Consider the following 15544-nt stretch of genomic DNA (forward strand, 5'->3'; position numbering starts at 1 on the left):
CGCCCCGGCCGCCGGCACGGCCGTGACGCTCCCGGCCCTGCCGGTCACGCCGTCCGCGCCGCCGGCACCGGTGTCGCCGCCCACCCCGGAGGCATCGGTGCCCGCCGCCTGACGACCCCTCCTCCTTTTCCGCACCCCGGCGCTCGGGCGGGCCCGCGCCGGGGTGCGGAATTCTTCCGCCTCCGGGGTTTCCGCCGTCGCCGCACGTCGTTAGGCACGGCGTCAGAATCACCCCTGGTGACCCGAGTCGCCGGGGCGCCGAAGAAAGGTCCCCGATGAAGTCCCTGAAGGCTGCCGCCGTCGTTGCCGGATCCCTGGTGATCGCGGGTGCCGCCGCACCGGCATTCGCGAACGACACCGCCGACCTCACCCCCACCAGCCTCAACGGCGCCGTCAACACGCTCACCAAGGGCCCCGTCGACGTGATGCCGCTGAAGCACCAGTCGAACGCGCTCGACACGGAGAACGAGAACTCACCCCTCAGCACGATCAAGGACGCGACCACCGCGCTCAACGCCCCCGGCTCGCTCCTCGGCGGCCTGCCCCTGCGAGGCTGACGTACCGCCCGCAGGCCTTGCCGACGGCCGGTCCCGGTACGAACGGGACCGGCCGTGCGCGCTGTTCGAGACGGGCCGGCCGCAGCGTCCCTCGTTCGTGTGGAGCACTCGCCCGGTGTCCTCCGCCCGGGTGACAACCGTCGGGGCAGGCCCCGGGGAGGCCTTAGGGTCGCGCGGTGACCTCAACCTCCGGCGCGATCCGCCCCTTTCCCGTCGCCGACCTCGGGACCCTCGTCATGATGCCGTGGAGCGGCGAGGCCGCGGACGGCCGTGCGATGCCCTACCTCCTCGCCTGTTCCCTCGGCAACGGTCCCGGCGGCCCCGAGGGCGCGACGGCCGCTGTCGAGCGGCTGCTGGACCACAGTGGCCTGCCGGTCGGCGACATCACCGACGGCACCCAGCGGCCGAGCCTGCCCGTCAGCATGCTGGTCGTGGCCGGCCAGGCCGTCGTGACCATGCCATGGCTCAAGACCCAGTGCACGGTGCGGCCGGAGTGGCTCGAAGCGGTGGCCGAGCGCGGCTTCGCCTACTTCCTCTTCACCACCCGCCCCTGGCCCGGTGACGTGCCCGGTGCGACGGTCGCGCCCGAGGCGCTGAACGCGTTCGCGGGCGACGAGGAGACCTTGAAGGCGGCCGCGCACATCATCCTGCCCGCCCGGAGCCTGCGCGCCTGACGACGGGGACCGCCGGCCCCCGCGACGGCTGTCCGCACGGTACGACGGCTGCCCGGCCCCCGCGACGGCTGCCCGCACGGTACGACGGCTGCCGGTCCGCACGGTCGCGGGGACCCGTGGGAGCGCCGGCAGCGCCGGCCCGCCCCGGAGAACAGCCCGCACGACCCGCCACCGGATCGGCGGACGGTCCGGCCGTCCCGCGGTCGCACTACTGCGGCATCCGGGTGATTCGTGAACTGGTGCCGTTTTCCGGCTCGTTACCCGGTACGCAGGCCACCGCCCCGTCCAGAACTCCGAAAGGGCCCGTACCGAGATGAAGTCGACCACCCGAGGAACCCTCGCCGCCGTGCTCACCTGTGTGGCGGCCACGGCCGGCGCCGTCTCCGCGACCCCCGCCGCCGCGGTCGGCACCGTCCCCGTCCCCGTCCCGCTGGACGGCGTCGAGAAGTCCCTCCACGTGGAACTGCCCCGGATCGGCGGCGAGGTCCCGCTGCCGTCGCCGGGCGCCCCCGAAGGCCCGCGGTACGTCGAGGGCCGCCTCGTCCCGGAGCGGGTCCTCCCGCAACTGCCGGTCTCCGCCGGGCTTCCCGGGCTGAACACGCGCACGCCGCTGCCGGAGGTCCTCGGCGACGGGTTCCACCACGTCGGCGTCGACGCCCCCGCCTCCGACCTGCGCGCCCTGGGCCCCGGCCTGGCCCTGGACGCCCCGCTCACCGCCCCCGACCCCGACCGGTTCGGCCTGCCGGGCCTCCAGCTGCCGCGGGCCGGCGTGCTCACCCCGGTCCTGCAGACGGTGCCGGGCGCCGACCTCGGACTCGGCCGGGCCCTGTAGCCGGCCCGCCCGGCCGGCTCCCCGCTGAGCGCCGGACCCGACCACAGGCCCGGCCCCCGCCGTCCGGGCCTGTGGTCTTTCCCGGTCCGCACGGTGACCCCGCGGGCCGCCGGACGGTTACCGCTGGTGGACAACGCAACCGGACGAGGAGCACACATGGTCGTCAGCGTGGACGGAACCGCCGCCATGACCACGGTCCCGGCACAGACGCCGAGACGCACGACACGCAGGGACGCGCTGCGCGGACTGTTCGCCGCGGCCGCGGCCCTCGCGCTCACCCCGCTCGTCGCCGCCTCGCGGCCCGCCCGCCGTCGGGACGGCCCCGGGTCCGCGGAAGCCGCCTTCGACGAGACCTACCTCGGGCGCCACCTGCGCGGCCGGCTCGTCCCGCCGGCCGGCGCCGGCCGCTGGGAGATCACCGTCGACGGCCGCCCGCTGCACCTCATGCGCCGCGCCGACGGCACCTGGCTGAGCATGGTCGACCACTACCGCTCGTACGCCAGTCCGCTGGACGCGGCCCGCGCCGCCGTCGACGAACTGGGCCCCGGACAGATGCTGCGGGCCACCGCCGCCACCGGCCGTCACACACACCTGGGGGGACACCATGGCCTACATCCGTAGGGACGTCAGCACGCTCACCGCCGACGAGCGCCGACGCTTCGTCAGAGCCCTGCTGAAGCTGAAACGCCGTGGCGAGTACGACGAGTTCGTGCGCATGCACATCGACCACTACGTCTCCGACGGCGAGGGCGGCCTGCGAACGGCCCACATGGCGCCGTCCTTCCTGCCCTGGCACCGCCGGTTCCTGCTGGACCTGGAGAACGCGCTGCGCCGCGTCGATCCCTCGGTGACGGTGCCGTACTGGGACTGGACGCGGGACCGCACGGCGACCTCCGTGCCCTGGACCGCCGACCTCCTCGGCGGCAACGGGCGGCGCTCCGACCGCCAGGTGACGACGGGGCCGTTCGCCTACGCGACGGGCAACTGGACGATCAGGGAGAACGTCACCGACGTGGAGTTCCTCACCCGCGACATCGGCCGGGCCCGCGACCCCATCGCACTGCCGACGAGGGCCGACGTCGAGCGGGCGCTGAAGGACCCGGTCTACGACGTCTCCCCCTGGGACTCGACGGTCACCCGCGGCTTCCGCAACAAGCTGGAGGGCTGGGGGACCGGCCGGGGCAGCACCGCCTGGCTCAACCACAACCGGGTGCACCGGTGGGTGGGCGGGGCCATGGTCGGCGGGGCGTCCGTCAACGACCCGGTGTTCTGGCTGCACCACGCCTTCGTCGACCTGCTGTGGACCCGCTGGCAGCGACGGCACCGCGAACACCGCTACCTGCCCGCCCGGCCACCGCTGCCGGGCAGCGCCCAGCACGACCGGGTCGTCGCCCGGCACCAGACGCTGCCCCCGTGGGACGTCACCCCCGACCAGCTGGAGGACGCGGGACGGATCTACCGGTACGCCTGAGCCCGCCCCGCGGACGGGGCTGACGCCGGGGGAGGTGCGGGGAGCCCAAAAAGCCCGGAAGCGGGCGGCGCGGGGAAGCGGGCGGCGCGGGACGGCTATGGAGGAACCGCGGGAACCGCGGGAACCGTGGAGAACCGTGGAGAACCGTGAGAAAGGGGAGAGCCCCGGCGCTCGAGGTGCCGGGGCTCTCCCGCGAGGTGCTGCGGGACGACGTCAGCCGCCGTAGCCACCTGCGTCGCCACCACTGTGGTGCTCGCCGCCCTTGTCGTCGCCGCCCTTGTGCTCACCCTTGCCGTGGTCGCTGATGTTGGCGCAGGTGTTGCCGAAGGCCGGGTTGAGCAGGCCGATGACGTTGACGGTGTTGCCGCACAGGTTGACCGGCACGTGGATCGGTGCCTGGACGACGTTGCCGGACAGGACGCCCGGCGAGCCCACGGCCGCACCCTGCGCGCCCGCGTCCGCCATGGCCAGGCCGGCTCCGCCGGCCATCATGGCGCCGGCGCCGACGGCGACAGCGGCTGCCTTCGCGATGCGAGACATCACGTTCTCCTTAGTGATTCGGTTCGCACGGCAGCAGATCGCGCCGCCGCACTCCCCGTTCAACGCCGGCTTCCCGGGCAGGTCACGGCGGCACCCGCCGGATCACCCTTGTCGCACACGCGCGGGAGCGCGCGCCTCAGCCGGCGCCCCGGTGCGCGGTCACGAAGTCGGTCAGGGTGGCGATGGACTGGAGGCTGTCCAGGCTGAGGTCCAGCGCGGCGACGTCGACGCCGAACCGGGCGTCGACCGCGCCCAGCAGCGCCACCCCGGCCAGCGAGGTCAGGCCGATCTCCGGGCCGAACAGGTCGGTGTCGGCGGGGAGCCCGGCGACCAGGGCGGCGTCCAGGCGGGCGGCCTCCGCGATCATCGAGCGGAGTTCCCGCTCCACCGCCGCGGGGTCCGTGGAGGAGGTGTGGGCGTCCGTCACGCGTCGGCGTCCTTTCGGGGGGAGACATGCAGCCAGGCGGGGGGTTTCGGCAGCTCGCCGCCGCCGTCCAGGGAACGGGCCAGCACCGCCCCGGCGTCGCGGTCGTCGTCGTCCTCGGTACGGCGCAGACCCGCCTGGCGGAGCAGGATCCGCATCTCCAGGTTGGCGTCCGTCGGCCGCAGTGTCACCCGGAACTCCCCGGCACCGGATTCCCGCGCCCGCCCCATCAGCCAGAACAGGAACGCCGCGGCGGCACCCCGGCCGGCGACCCGGCAGGAGAGCGCCAGCAGCGGCACCGACCAGGAGCCGGGGGCGGTCCGGTCGACGAGGGCGGCGCCGATGACGCCGTACGCCCCGAAACGGTCGGACATGCGGGCGGTGTACAGCTCGTGCCCGTCCGTGGCGGCCAGCGCGCGCAACCGGTCGGGGGTCAGGCCGGAGGAGTTCAGACGGTGGGTGCGCGCGGCGAGTTCCAGCGCCCGCGGGACCTCGTCCAGGGTGGCCGGGCCCACCGTGAGGCGCATGTCGCACCAGCGCAGGAACTCCTCGCGGGTGCCCTGGAAGCGCTCGCCCTCGGCCCGGCGGGTCTCCTCGGTGCGGTAGCGGCGGACCCGCTCCCGCGACTCGGGGGTGACGTCGCGGTCCTCGAAGGCCGCGAGCAGCGCGGGGACCTCGCCGGGGTCGAGGGTGCGCACGCCCGGCAGCAGCGCCTCCACCTCCGCGCGCTCGTAGGGGGAGTCGTCGACCAGGACCAGCGCCTCCACGGCGATCCCGAGATCCTTCGCGATCCGCCGCAGCGACTCGCTCTTGTCCTGCCAGGACACCTGCGGGGCCAGGAAGCGCTCCCTCAGTTCCGGCACGGCGCCCATCCGGTCGAGGACGGCGGGCGCGCTGCGGCTCGCCAGGCTGCTGAGCACGCCGCGGGCCGCCAGCGCGTCGATCGCGGCCAGCATCTCGGCCCGGGGGACGGGCAGTTCGTCGGTGGGGGTCTCCACCGCGATCTCGTCCCACAGGGTGCCGTCCAGGTCCCAGACGACGCACTTGATCCGGTCGGGGTCGTAACCGGTCGGGTCGGGCGCCCCCGGCGCACCGGTCATCGGGGGTCCTCCTCCGGAAGGCGCAGCTTCATCGTCAGGGTGGCGGGGTCGAAGCCGAACTTGCGGTAGACGGTGCGCATCGGGACGTTGCCGACGTGGACGCGGCCGACGACTTCCGTGATGCCGTTCGCCAGGCAGAACTCCAGGCCCTCGGTGAGGAGGAGTTCGGCCACGTCGGCGCGGTTGTCCAGGGGCGCGACCGCGAGGGACCGGAAGTTGGCGTAGCGGTCGCCGGTCATCTGGTTCTGGTTGATGCTCACCCAGCACCAGCCGACCACCTCCCCGTCCGGCCGGTGGGCGACGATCATGCCCTCCCTGGACTTCTCCATGGAACGGCCCACGCGGGACGCGTGCCGGGCGGGGTCGTCCACGGCGTCCTCGCCGAAGGAGATGCGGGCGATCTCGGCCTCGAACTCACCGATGGCCGGCAGGTCGCCCTCGTCGGCCTGACGGGTCAGGCAGGGCCGCGCCCGCTGTTCGAGGGCGGCGCGGGCCGCGGGGTCGGGACGGTGCCAGCCGGGCTGCTGGGGGTGGGAGGGCACGGGAGCGGGGGTGGGCGCCTGCGCCTGAGCCGGGGTCTGCGCCTGGGCAGGTGCCGGTGCCGGGGGCTGCATCGGTGCGGTGGCGGGTGCCGGTGGTGCGGTGGGGGTCGTGGTTTCGGGTTCGTCCGCCGGGACCAGGCGGCCGGGGCGGAAGGGGCCCTCACCACACCGGGGGCAGCCGTCGGCGCGCAGGGCGGCGACCGACGTCCAGCGGGCACCGGGTCCGACACGGAGCTTCGTGCCGCAGGCCACGCACTCGTACTCGCGCTGCCGGGTCCGCTTGTCGCCCGTGTAGAGGGGACCCTCGTAGGCGCCCTGCCGGGAGGCCGTCGAGGTGGTGGTCAGCAGGTGCTGGAAGAAGCCGACCCCGCCGAGGATGCCGCTGCCCTCGTACTCGTTGAAGTTGCGGATGTAGCCGTTGGTGACCAGGCCGAGCGCCATGATCTCGCGCTGGACCTCGAGCATCTCGTCCGGGCTCTTGCCGCCGAAGGAGAAGAAGACGCTGTGCGCGGGGCCGAGGCGCAGGCCCTCCACGGCGCGCGACAGGAACAGCCGGGCGCCCTCCGGCGTGTACGGCGGGTCGGTCATCGCCACGTCGAAGCCGCCGTGCAGCTCGGCGGGGAGCGGCTCGCGCAGGTCGTGCTCGACCGTCTCGACACGGGTGCCCAGTCCCGCGGACACCTTCCGGACGTAGGCGAGGATCTCGGGGGAGATGTCGACGACGGTCACGCGCTCGACGATCGGGGCGCCGAGGACGTCCCCGACGACGGCGACCGCCAGTGAGACGAGGTCGTCGTCCCCGACCAGCAGCAGGGATCCGCCGGGCAGCGCGCCCGCCGCGAGCAGTGCGAGGACGCGGCGCACCTTGGTCTCGGGCGTGCAGTGGGACTGGTCGATCGCCATGTCGGCGGCGGGACCGGACTCCATCAGGGCGCGCAGCCGTCGTACGGCCTCGTCCAGGACGGACGGGATCACCAGCTCGCGGCCCTCGCAGGTGCCGCAGGTCGCGTCGAGCGTGAGGTCCATGCCCAGCTCGGCCACCAGGTCCAGGCCGGCCGGGGTCAGCCGGGAGGGGCGCTCCTTGGTGAGCAGATCGCGGCGGCGCAGTTCGTTCCCCAGCGCGGCGACGATCGGGACGGGCAGGCCGGTGGCCCGGCTGATGTCCTTCGTGGAGGCGGGTGCCAGGCGGCGCAGGGCTCGCAGCACGGAGCGCACTCCGGGCGGGCCCTCCTGAAGCCTGACGGCGTCCGCGACTTCCGTGAGCACTCGATCGGCGGGGATGCTCCGGCGGTGTCGAGGCGCGTTTTTCACAAAGCTGCTCCGGGCGGGCTGATGGAATCCAGGACTGTCGAGTATACGGGCTGGCGCGGCGTCGACCGGACCCGGCTGCCGCGCCGATGATGCGGAAAGGGAAAAGGGAAACAGGAAATCTCCTTTCCGGGTTCCTGGATAATTGTTCCGCCGGTATTCGGAAGGCGGGGAGGGGGGAGGCGTCACCGCCCTTGACAGCGTGCGTGCGCGAGCCGTAGAGCGCCCCGGATGCTAGGCTGGGCCCCGTCGGGCGCCGGTTTTCGGCCTCGGCGTCTTCCTCTTCGGACGCGCGGACCAGCGCACCTCTATGTGAAAGGAGACGGGGGCAGCGGATCGCGACCCCCGGTTCCCCATGACCAACTCCGCCAGCCTCGCCACCGAGGGTATAAACGTCGATGATTTGTGCTCCTACGCCGTAGACGTGTGGGTGAGCGACCACAGCATCCTGACCGATGAGGAGCGCCTCCTCCAGGTGTTGCGCACGGCCGCCGAAAAAGGAAACGCCCAGGTGCTCGGCGAGTCCTCGCACGTTTTCCCCAATGGTGCGGTCACTGCGATTCTGCTGCTTTCGGCATCCCACCTGAGCATTCACACCTGGCCGGAATTCAGCCTGGCCAACGTCGACCTGCTGGCCTATGGCCGGCTGAACGGCGAACGGATGATGCAGAGCGTGGAACTCGGTCTTTCGCCGACGAAGATCAATGTCACGCGCATGTTGCGTGCGGTGCACTGACCCAGGGGTGACGTGATCCGTGACGCCGTGATTCCGATTACCCGGTGCTTCGCTTTCCCTCCTGCATCGATTTCACGGCGCACCGATTTCCCGCCGAACTGACGTCACAGCCACCCCGAGAGGGAGTCGACGAACGCGTCGAACCGGTCCCGGTGGATCGCGTGCGGCGCGCCGGGCACGGTACGCACCTCGAAGCCCCGCCGCGCGAGTTCCGCCCGCGCCCGCGCGCTGACGAGCGTGCTCGGGTCCGACACCTGGACCAGCGAGGGGACGACGGCCTTCTCCGGGGTGTGGTCGGCGAGGCGGTGGGCGGACAGGGCGAGGGCCGTGCTCTCGTCCCAGGCGTCGAGGGCCTGCCGCTCGACCGCGATCCGCGCACCGCCCTCGGCGCCGTCCCGTGGGCGGGAGAAACTCGTCAGCAGGTCCGGAGAACGCTTGAACAGCGTGAAGAACGCCGGGTCCAGCCCGCCCTCCGACCCGCTCAGCCGCCAGGCCGGCTCCGAGTAGACGGCGCGGGCCGGAGCCAGTTCCTCCACCGCCAGGGCCAGGGCCAGCGCCCCCAGCGAATGGCCCAGCGCCAGTTCCGGGTGACGCGGGAGCGTGTCCACGAGGTCCTCGGCGAAGAGCGCGGGCGTGTACGCCCCGCGCCCACTGGCGCCGTGACCCCGCAGATCCACCGCGAGCACGCGGTAGCCCCGCCCGGTGAGGACCGGCGCCAGCTCGTACCAGGTGCGGTGGTCGGTCATGATGCCGTGGACGAGGACGGCGAGACGGTCGCCCGTCCCCCACTCCCGTGTGTGCAGACGCATTCGGCTGCTTTCCCTCGTGGTCGTGTGCGGCGGGCAGGAATCCGGGCCGTGGACGTACCGGCGGGTCGGCGGATTGACGGACCGGCGGGTCGGCGGATCGGCGGAAAGGGCTGAGGAGTCGTGGCAGTGGCGGAGCACGAGGTGCTGGTGTGGTGGGCTCGGACGGGTGACGCCCGCCCCGCGCTCCTCGGCCTGCTCGACGCCGTCGAGCGCGCCCGCCACCAGGCCACCGTCCGGCCGGCCGACAAGGCGCGCTTCCTGGTCGGATGCGCGCTCAGCCGCGTCGCCCTCGGCGGGCTTCTCGGCGTGCCTCCCGCCGACGTCCCCCTGCGCCGCGTGTGCCCGCGCTGCGGCGGGCCGCACGGCAAGGTGGGGCTGACGGTGCCGGAGCGGTCGCCGTACGCGGACGTCGACTTCTCCGTCACCCACAGCGGGGAGGTGGTCGGGGTCGCGGTCTGCCGGGGGGCCGCCGTGGGGCTCGACGTGGAGGACGACGGCATCGCTCTCGACGTGGACGCGGCGGCGCGCACCGCGCTCGGTGACGGCGAACTGAGGGCCCTGTACGCCGGCCCGCCCGCCGCGCGCCGTGCCGCCTTCCTGCGCACCTGGACCCGCAAGGAGGCAGTGCTGAAGGCGCTCGGCGTGGGCCTCCACGGGCCCTTGCGGGAGCTGGAGTTGTCCGCACCGGACGCCGCACCGACCGTCCTCGGCTGGCCCGGGCGGCTCGGCCGGCGTCCCGAGGTGAGCCTGGCGGACCTGACGGTCACGGGGACGCACACGGCGGCCGTCGCGGTACTGGCGGGGGGCGGCGTGCGGGTGGCCGTACAGGCGGATCCCGTCCTTTGACACCGGTCCTCCGACGGCAGCCCACTCCGGGCGCGCATCAGGGGTGGAGCAGGACGAGTGTGATGGTGGGCAAGAACGTGCCTACGCCGCTGAGCAGCCAGTAGTTCTGAGCGGCCAGTGAGGTCCGGCGGGCGAGGGTGCTGTTGACGGTCCACCACAGCAGCATGTAGAGACCGACCACGGGCGCGATGATCACCAGCCAGAGGGCCATGCCGTCGTTCTCCGTCGGCTCCGGGGCGTACCGGCTCGCTGCCAGGAACCACAGCAACCAGATCGGCACCACCCCCGGGATGCCGAGCAGCAGGTTGGCGCCCAGGGCCGTCGGCCACCGTCCGGTCATCTTTCCCCCTTCCGTCTTCCCCGTGAGCGAACGTGGGGACAGTACAGCGTGGGTCGGCGGGGCTTCGTAGCGTCCGGCGAAACGCGCTGCGAACAGCAAAAAGCCCTCCCCGGGGGGAGGGCGGAGACGGGCACCCCCGGCAGGACTCGAACCTGCGGCCGAACGCTCGGAAGGCGCTTGGCGAGATCACCGGAGCACGCCCTCTGAACTGGCGTTCTTCGGCTGACGACCGCGGACGCGCGGCGCCTTCGACACGCATTCGGCAGAGGGGTGGACGACGCGTGTCGGCTGAGGCCGCACGCCCGGGGTATCCGCATGAACATGCTTGCTCTGACTGGCCACCGCTCGTACCACGCCGCAACGACCGTGTGGGCCTTCGTCGTTGCCATCCTCATCGTGCTGGTGGCTGGTTGGTACATCCGACGCCGAAGGTAGGCGCGACCCCCGCAGACCTGCTTGCCCGGGTCCCGCAGGCCGCTACGGACGGTTGACCGGGATGTCGACAGCTACGCCTACAGCCCCCGCGGCGTGCGCGTCCTCGCGCAGTCGACGGAACCGGTCGCCCGGCCCTACCGCTTCGCCGACAACTACCAGGACTCCACCTGCCGTCCGGGGCGCACGACGTCGCGGCGTCGATTCCGGACGCTCGGCGGTCTTGCGGGTAGCAGGGCCGGGCGGCGCCGCCCGGCGGGGCCTGACCGGACTTCCACCCGCAGGATTTGATGATTCCGCAGCGAAGGCAGACGATAGAACCATAGTGACCTCGCAACTGTGGAGGTATGACTATGTTCAGACGATTCACTGCCTCGGCGATGGTGATTGCCGCCGGGATCGGCGGCGGGCTGATCGCACCGTCGGCCGCCAACGCCCAGGACTACGGGCCCAACACCTGCAGACAGGGATATGTCTGGCGGGTCGCGCGTGCCGGCGACCTCGTGTGCGTCACACCGCAGACGCGTACGAACACCGCCAACGACAACGCTCTGGCCCCCGGCCGGACCCTCCCGAACGGCTACTGCAAGCAGGGCTATGTCTGGCGTGAGGCATGGGGCTCCGGAGACCTCACCTGCGTGACCCCGCAGACCCGCGCGCAAGCGCGATACGACAACGGTCAGGCCGATGACCGGCGGTTGGCGGTACGGCTGTGGATCAATTCGGAAAGCGGCACTCTCAAGGTCAGCGGTGACCACTTCAACATAAACAGCCCGGTCCGCATCGTGTTCTCCGGCGCGGTCAACAGGTCCTGGACGGTCACTGCCACCAGGCACTCCGGACACGCCGGCGGGAGCTTCGGCTTCGTCCCCGGCTTCACCGGACCGTGCGCTCCCGGAAACCCGAACTCCCGCGTTCACGCGGTCGATCTGACGTCGGGCCGAAGCACGGCCAGCGTCCCGTTCGTCTACTGCGTCAGGATCGACTGAAATCCGTTCGGAGCCGGGTGCTTGCCGCTCCCTGGGTGAGCCTCGGGTCCGTTCGCTGCGCGGCTTCATGGGGGCGGGAGGAGAGCGGGACTCCCTGACCGCTTGATCAGCAGGAAAACCACTCAGCGGGGTGCGGCCGCTGCGCTCGCTGCCGCGGTCCTTCCGCCTGGTGCCGGTACCGCCCTCGCCGACACCCCGGTCCCCCTCCTCCGAGGTCGTTCCCGGTGTCCCCCCGTGCCCCCGTGCCCCCGTGCCCCTCCGGCCCTGGCGGTTCGACACACCCGGCCAGATGCTGCCGCCCGAGGCGCGCACGCCCAGGGCCAAGGAGGACGCCGTCGAGCCGCGGGACGTGATGCAGGGGACGTACGGCCTCATCGAGTGCGTGCCGCCTTGGTGATGCCGTCGCCGAGGCGGCGTGCAGCAAGCAGGCCGGGCCCTGCCGACGGCAGGTCGAGCAACGGTCGGAGCGGAAGGTGGACGGGAAGCGGGTCCGCGGCCGACTGCGAGGCCGTCCAGGCCTTCCGGGAACGGCACAAGACCAAGCCTGCGAGCGGTCTCGCCGGGCCCGTCACCTGGGCGCAGACGATGCTCGTATCGGCCAAGGAGACTCCCCGTGTCGGCCAAGGAGGCTCCCCGTGCGAAAAGCGCGGTCCCGTCCGGAAGTACCGGGTCGCCTGCGGCGATCTCGACCGGCGGGTGACCTGGGTGCAGAAGGGCAGTGAGGCGATCTTCGCGCCGGTGCCGATGTGCAGAGGGAAGCAGGAATACGCCACCCGGCACTTCCACGCCAACGCCGCCTGGCTGACCCCGTGGGCCATGGCCCGCAACCTGCTGCGAGCCACCGGCGCCCTGGCCTCGGCCTTCCGCACCAAAGCCACCACCGCCACACCGCGCGCCCACCTCGTCCGCGTTCCCGCCCAGATCGCCCGCTCCGCCCGGCGCATGATCCTGCGCCTACCGCAGCGATGGCACTGGCAGCACGCCTGGACACAGCTGTTCTGCACCGTCCACGCCCCCCCCGGGCCGGCCAGAGGTCACTGAACTGCCCGCGCCGCCAAGGTCCGATCGGAGCGGAACCGTGAAAATCCGGGCAGACCGGTTGATGCCCCTTGCTCGCATCCAGTCACACCCCCAAGACCCGACCCTCGAAGCCTCAAGAGATCACTTCACGAGCCGACCGGTGGATCGAGGCCAAGCACGACGTTGGAGCCATGATCTTCGAGGCTCACGCCAAAATGGCTCCGTGGCTCCGTGGAGCCGGTCGCCCTACCGTGATGTGCCTCTTCTCTGACATCGGGCGGCTGCATGCTGTGCGCGCGGCACGGGCGTCGGGCGGACTGGAGCGGGGCGGAGGCAGGAGCGCAGGCCCGGCCGGGGGCCGTGCCGCGCACGGGGAGCGGAACGATGACGGGTGCCTGATGAAGGAGGGAAGGTTTCATCCCGCTGGGATGAGGTGCTGCCCGATGGGCCGGGAACAGCGTGCCGGTGCTGCCGGCCCGCTCACGCCCGGTGCGTCGAGGGGCAGCTGCCCGGCCTGAGGCGGCGCCTGGAGGCCGCGGGTGACCTCCAGGCGCCGCCCGCCACGGGCTGAGGCTTCCCGCCGAGAGCTTCGACGCGTATTCGGCCGGGGCACCCGCGAGAGCCCGGTGACAGCCGGACGGCCCCGGACCTTCCCCGTGATCGTCGGGGGAGTGTCCGGGGATTCGTCGTTCCGGGTGAAACATGCTCTGGCCAGCAAAAATGCCCTCCCAGGGGGAGGGCGGAGACTTGCGCCCCCGGCAGGACTCGAACCTGCGGCCAAGCGCTTAGAAGGCGCCTGCTCTATCCACTGAGCTACGGGGGCCGGTTGTGGTGGCCTCGTACCAGGTGCCCGGGTGCGGGCGGATCCGTGACGTTGCCGGGGACAAGGATAGGGCTCCCGGTTCCTTGTCCTGCGCGCTTCGCCTCCGTGGCTCGATGTGGAGGTTCAGTGAAGCGGTCCTGATAATCGCAGGCAGGTGCGAATCGTGCACCGCTTTTGGCGCCTGGGGCGCCGGGTGTTGTGCACTCGTTATGCCTGCACTGCGCCTCTGTCCCGGTCGTACCTTCCGTCCCTTGTGTCCCATCGGCGCGCAGGCATGTCTATGTGCTTCATAAATCCCCCGAAATTAGGCATTCTTCGCATGTGGTGACCTTGGACGTACGGCCTCAGCTGCTCAACGCACTCTCCGCCCTGCGCGAACGTGTCGCCGCCGCACGCTTCCCGCTGCCCCTGGCGGGGGCGCCACGCGCGCGTGCCAACCGTGACGAACTCCTCGCCCAGCTCGACGACTATCTGGTGCCCCGGCTGAGACAGCCCGAAGCGCCCTTGCTGGCCGTCGTGGGCGGATCCACCGGCGCGGGCAAGTCGACCCTCGTCAACTCCCTGGTGGGGCGACGGGTCAGCGAGGCGGGAGTGCTGCGGCCGACGACTCGGACGCCGGTGCTGGTGTGCCACCCGGAGGACCATCACTGGTTCAGCGGCATGCGGGTGCTGCCCGACCTCACGCGCGTGTGGGTGCCCCATCAGGAGCCCGCGGACGACCTGTTGCTGCCAGGCGAGGACGGCAGACGCCTGCTGCGCGTCGAGACCGCGGAGACCCTTCCGCCCGGCCTCGCCCTCCTGGACGCCCCCGACGTCGACTCCCTGGTCGCCGACAACCGCGTCCTGGCAGCCGAACTCATCTGCGCCGCCGACATCTGGGTCATGGTCACCACGGCCGCACGGTACGCCGACGCCGTGCCCTGGCATCTCCTGCGCACCGCCAAGGAGTACAACGCGACGCTCGTGAGCGTCCTCGACCGCGTACCCCACCAGGTCGTCTCCGAGGTGTCCCGCCAGTACGGTGCCCTGCTCACCAAGGCCGGCCTGGGTCACGTACCGCGCTTCACCGTGCCCGAACTGCCCGAGTCCGCCTGGGGCGGAGGACTGCTTCCGGCCACAGCGGTGGCACCGTTGCGCACCTGGCTCATCCATCACGCACAGGACCGGGCCGCCCGCCACGACGTGATGGCCCGCACGGCGTACGGCGTCCTCGACTCGCTCAATTCCCGGATGCCCGAACTGGCCGGCGCCGCGGCCGCGCAGTACGCGGCCGCACTGCGGCTCACCTCGGCCGTCGACGGGGCGTACGACAGCGAATACACGCGCGTGCGAGGCCGGTTGCAGAGCGGCGCCGTGCTCGCGGGTGACGCCCTCAAGCGCTGGCGGGCCTTCCCGCTGGACTGCACCGCCGGGGAGCTGCTCGACGCCCTCGTGGAGAGCCTGGCCGCGCTCATGCTGTGCGCCGTCACCGCGGCCGACGAGCGGGTCGACGAGGCCTGGCGCCGTGAACCGGCCGCGGGCGCCCCGGAACTGCTCGACCGCGACACCTCCCTGGAGACCGCCGAACACCGCATCGGCATGGCCGTACGGCGCTGGCGGCGCGAGTTGGAGGAGTACGCCGAGGACGAGGTGCGCCACCTCGAACGCGGTGCCGCACCCGACCCCGAACTCGTCGCGGCCCTCGTCGCCACCGTCCTGCTGGGCGGCCGCAGGGCCCGCTCGGCGGGCGAGGGGCTCGCCGAGCGGATCGGCGCCCACGGCGCGCTGCGGCTGCGCGACCGGGGCGGGCGGCTGCTCACCGAACACCTCGACCGTGTCATGCACAACGAACGAGAGCGCCGGCTCGCCCCGCTCGACGGACTCGACGTCCACGCCGAACCCCAGGCCGAACTCATTGCCGCGCTGTCCGTACTGCAGAAGGAGAGGTGACCGGTGACCGCCGTCACGAACCAGGACCACACCGACCACACGGGCCGCACGGATCACGCGGGCCGCACGGATCACGCGGATCACGCGGAACTCACCGAGTGCGAGGGGCACGAGGGGCGGTCGATGCAGGCGGGATGTGAGGGGGGCGCGAGCCCGTCGCGAGCCGGCGGCG

The 15544-nt window shown here is 72.4% G+C and carries 17 protein-coding genes and 2 tRNA genes; 11 read left to right on the plus strand and 8 right to left on the minus strand.

Going from position 1 to position 15544, the window contains the following annotated elements; genetic code table 11:
* Nucleotides 1-275: 275 nt before the first annotated feature.
* From ACGFQC_RS01430 to ACGFQC_RS01450, 5 genes are all read left to right on the plus strand, one after another.
* A complete protein-coding gene (locus ACGFQC_RS01430) occupies nucleotides 276-557 on the plus strand; it encodes a hypothetical protein (protein WP_363088334.1) in 282 nt (93 codons plus the stop codon).
* A gap of 176 nt (nucleotides 558-733) precedes the next feature.
* Nucleotides 734-1231, plus strand: coding sequence for a DUF5949 family protein (locus ACGFQC_RS01435; RefSeq protein WP_363088333.1), 498 nt, complete (start codon nucleotides 734-736; stop codon nucleotides 1229-1231).
* 313 nt (nucleotides 1232-1544) lie between these two features.
* Nucleotides 1545-2063, plus strand: coding sequence for a hypothetical protein (locus tag ACGFQC_RS01440; RefSeq protein ID WP_363088332.1), 519 nt, complete (start codon nucleotides 1545-1547; stop codon nucleotides 2061-2063).
* Between the two features lie 156 nt (nucleotides 2064-2219).
* Nucleotides 2220-2684, plus strand: a complete 465-nt coding sequence (locus ACGFQC_RS01445; RefSeq protein WP_393287487.1) for a tyrosinase family oxidase copper chaperone — start codon at nucleotides 2220-2222, stop codon at nucleotides 2682-2684.
* Nucleotides 2668-3534 (plus strand): tyrosinase family protein, encoded by an 867-nt coding sequence (locus ACGFQC_RS01450; RefSeq protein ID WP_363088331.1) that lies wholly within the window; start codon nucleotides 2668-2670, stop codon nucleotides 3532-3534. The genes ACGFQC_RS01445 and ACGFQC_RS01450 overlap by 17 nt, the downstream gene beginning before the upstream one ends.
* Nucleotides 3535-3747: 213 nt before the next feature.
* Here ACGFQC_RS01450 and ACGFQC_RS01455 read toward each other — a convergent pair whose 3' ends face one another.
* The 4 genes from ACGFQC_RS01455 to ACGFQC_RS01470 form a co-directional block, all read right to left on the minus strand.
* Nucleotides 3748-4074 (minus strand): chaplin, encoded by a 327-nt coding sequence (locus ACGFQC_RS01455; RefSeq protein WP_363088330.1) that lies wholly within the window; start codon nucleotides 4072-4074, stop codon nucleotides 3748-3750.
* 136 nt (nucleotides 4075-4210) lie between these two features.
* The gene (locus ACGFQC_RS01460) at nucleotides 4211-4501 is read right to left on the minus strand and encodes a phosphopantetheine-binding protein (RefSeq protein WP_363088329.1); all 291 of its coding nucleotides are present in this window, start codon (nucleotides 4499-4501) and stop codon (nucleotides 4211-4213) included.
* The gene (locus ACGFQC_RS01465; protein ID WP_363088328.1) at nucleotides 4498-5598 is read right to left on the minus strand and encodes an HAD-IIIC family phosphatase; all 1101 of its coding nucleotides are present in this window, start codon (nucleotides 5596-5598) and stop codon (nucleotides 4498-4500) included. Before ACGFQC_RS01465 ends, ACGFQC_RS01460 begins: the two co-directional genes overlap by 4 nt.
* Nucleotides 5595-7346, minus strand: coding sequence for a GNAT family N-acetyltransferase (locus ACGFQC_RS01470; RefSeq protein WP_363088327.1), 1752 nt, complete (start codon nucleotides 7344-7346; stop codon nucleotides 5595-5597). Before ACGFQC_RS01470 ends, ACGFQC_RS01465 begins: the two co-directional genes overlap by 4 nt.
* Before the next feature lie 457 nt (nucleotides 7347-7803).
* Between ACGFQC_RS01470 and ACGFQC_RS01475 the strand changes: the two genes are divergently transcribed.
* Complete coding sequence (locus tag ACGFQC_RS01475) at nucleotides 7804-8184, plus strand: S-adenosylmethionine decarboxylase (RefSeq protein WP_363088326.1); 381 nt, start codon at nucleotides 7804-7806, stop codon at nucleotides 8182-8184.
* Between the two features lie 104 nt (nucleotides 8185-8288).
* On the opposite strand, the gene ACGFQC_RS01480 is transcribed toward ACGFQC_RS01475, so the two are convergent.
* The gene (locus ACGFQC_RS01480; protein WP_363088325.1) at nucleotides 8289-8993 is read right to left on the minus strand and encodes an alpha/beta hydrolase; all 705 of its coding nucleotides are present in this window, start codon (nucleotides 8991-8993) and stop codon (nucleotides 8289-8291) included.
* 126 nt (nucleotides 8994-9119) lie between these two features.
* Between ACGFQC_RS01480 and ACGFQC_RS01485 the strand changes: the two genes are divergently transcribed.
* On the plus strand, nucleotides 9120-9839 hold the full coding sequence (locus ACGFQC_RS01485; RefSeq protein ID WP_363088324.1) for a 4'-phosphopantetheinyl transferase superfamily protein: 720 nt from the start codon (nucleotides 9120-9122) through the stop codon (nucleotides 9837-9839).
* Between the two features lie 37 nt (nucleotides 9840-9876).
* Here the strand turns inward: ACGFQC_RS01485 and ACGFQC_RS01490 are convergent, their stop codons facing one another.
* Together ACGFQC_RS01490 and ACGFQC_RS01495 are read right to left on the minus strand one after the other, a co-directional pair.
* A complete protein-coding gene (locus ACGFQC_RS01490; RefSeq protein ID WP_363088323.1) occupies nucleotides 9877-10179 on the minus strand; it encodes a hypothetical protein in 303 nt (100 codons plus the stop codon).
* Nucleotides 10180-10313: 134 nt separating this feature from the next.
* Nucleotides 10314-10381, minus strand: a tRNA-Gly gene (locus tag ACGFQC_RS01495).
* Between the two features lie 610 nt (nucleotides 10382-10991).
* On the opposite strand from ACGFQC_RS01495, the gene ACGFQC_RS01500 reads away from it, so the two are divergent.
* The 3 genes from ACGFQC_RS01500 (at nucleotide 10992) to ACGFQC_RS01510 (ending at nucleotide 12641) form a co-directional block, all read left to right on the plus strand.
* Nucleotides 10992-11600, plus strand: coding sequence for a hypothetical protein (locus ACGFQC_RS01500; protein WP_363088322.1), 609 nt, complete (start codon nucleotides 10992-10994; stop codon nucleotides 11598-11600).
* A gap of 250 nt (nucleotides 11601-11850) precedes the next feature.
* On the plus strand, nucleotides 11851-11997 hold the full coding sequence (locus ACGFQC_RS01505; RefSeq protein WP_363088321.1) for a hypothetical protein: 147 nt from the start codon (nucleotides 11851-11853) through the stop codon (nucleotides 11995-11997).
* A 308-nt stretch (nucleotides 11998-12305) separates the two neighbouring features.
* A complete protein-coding gene (locus ACGFQC_RS01510) occupies nucleotides 12306-12641 on the plus strand; it encodes a hypothetical protein (protein WP_363088320.1) in 336 nt (111 codons plus the stop codon).
* Nucleotides 12642-13370: 729 nt separating this feature from the next.
* On the opposite strand, the gene ACGFQC_RS01515 is transcribed toward ACGFQC_RS01510, so the two are convergent.
* Nucleotides 13371-13443, minus strand: a tRNA-Arg gene (locus ACGFQC_RS01515).
* 321 nt (nucleotides 13444-13764) lie between these two features.
* Here ACGFQC_RS01515 and ACGFQC_RS01520 point away from each other — a divergent pair.
* Nucleotides 13765-15372 (plus strand): dynamin family protein, encoded by a 1608-nt coding sequence (locus tag ACGFQC_RS01520; RefSeq protein WP_363088319.1) that lies wholly within the window; start codon nucleotides 13765-13767, stop codon nucleotides 15370-15372.
* Nucleotides 15373-15544: the final 172 nt, after the last annotated feature.

Source organism: Streptomyces sp. NPDC048734 (genome assembly GCF_043198675.1).
Taxonomy (GTDB): Bacteria; Actinomycetota; Actinomycetes; order Streptomycetales; family Streptomycetaceae; genus Streptomyces.

Coding starts and splice junctions, on each gene's coding strand:
- ACGFQC_RS01430 (WP_363088334.1), top strand. CDS start 276: ATGAAGTCCCTGAAGGCTGCCGCCGTCGTTGCCGGATCCCTGGTGATC.
- ACGFQC_RS01440 (WP_363088332.1), top strand. CDS start 1,545: ATGAAGTCGACCACCCGAGGAACCCTCGCCGCCGTGCTCACCTGTGTG.
- ACGFQC_RS01445 (WP_393287487.1), top strand. CDS start 2,220: ATGGTCGTCAGCGTGGACGGAACCGCCGCCATGACCACGGTCCCGGCA.
- ACGFQC_RS01450 (WP_363088331.1), top strand. CDS start 2,668: ATGGCCTACATCCGTAGGGACGTCAGCACGCTCACCGCCGACGAGCGC.
- ACGFQC_RS01455 (WP_363088330.1), bottom strand. CDS start 4,074: ATGTCTCGCATCGCGAAGGCAGCCGCTGTCGCCGTCGGCGCCGGCGCC.
- ACGFQC_RS01465 (WP_363088328.1), bottom strand. CDS start 5,598: ATGACCGGTGCGCCGGGGGCGCCCGACCCGACCGGTTACGACCCCGAC.
- ACGFQC_RS01475 (WP_363088326.1), top strand. CDS start 7,804: ATGACCAACTCCGCCAGCCTCGCCACCGAGGGTATAAACGTCGATGAT.
- ACGFQC_RS01480 (WP_363088325.1), bottom strand. CDS start 8,993: ATGCGTCTGCACACACGGGAGTGGGGGACGGGCGACCGTCTCGCCGTC.
- ACGFQC_RS01490 (WP_363088323.1), bottom strand. CDS start 10,179: ATGACCGGACGGTGGCCGACGGCCCTGGGCGCCAACCTGCTGCTCGGC.
- ACGFQC_RS01500 (WP_363088322.1), top strand. CDS start 10,992: ATGGTGATTGCCGCCGGGATCGGCGGCGGGCTGATCGCACCGTCGGCC.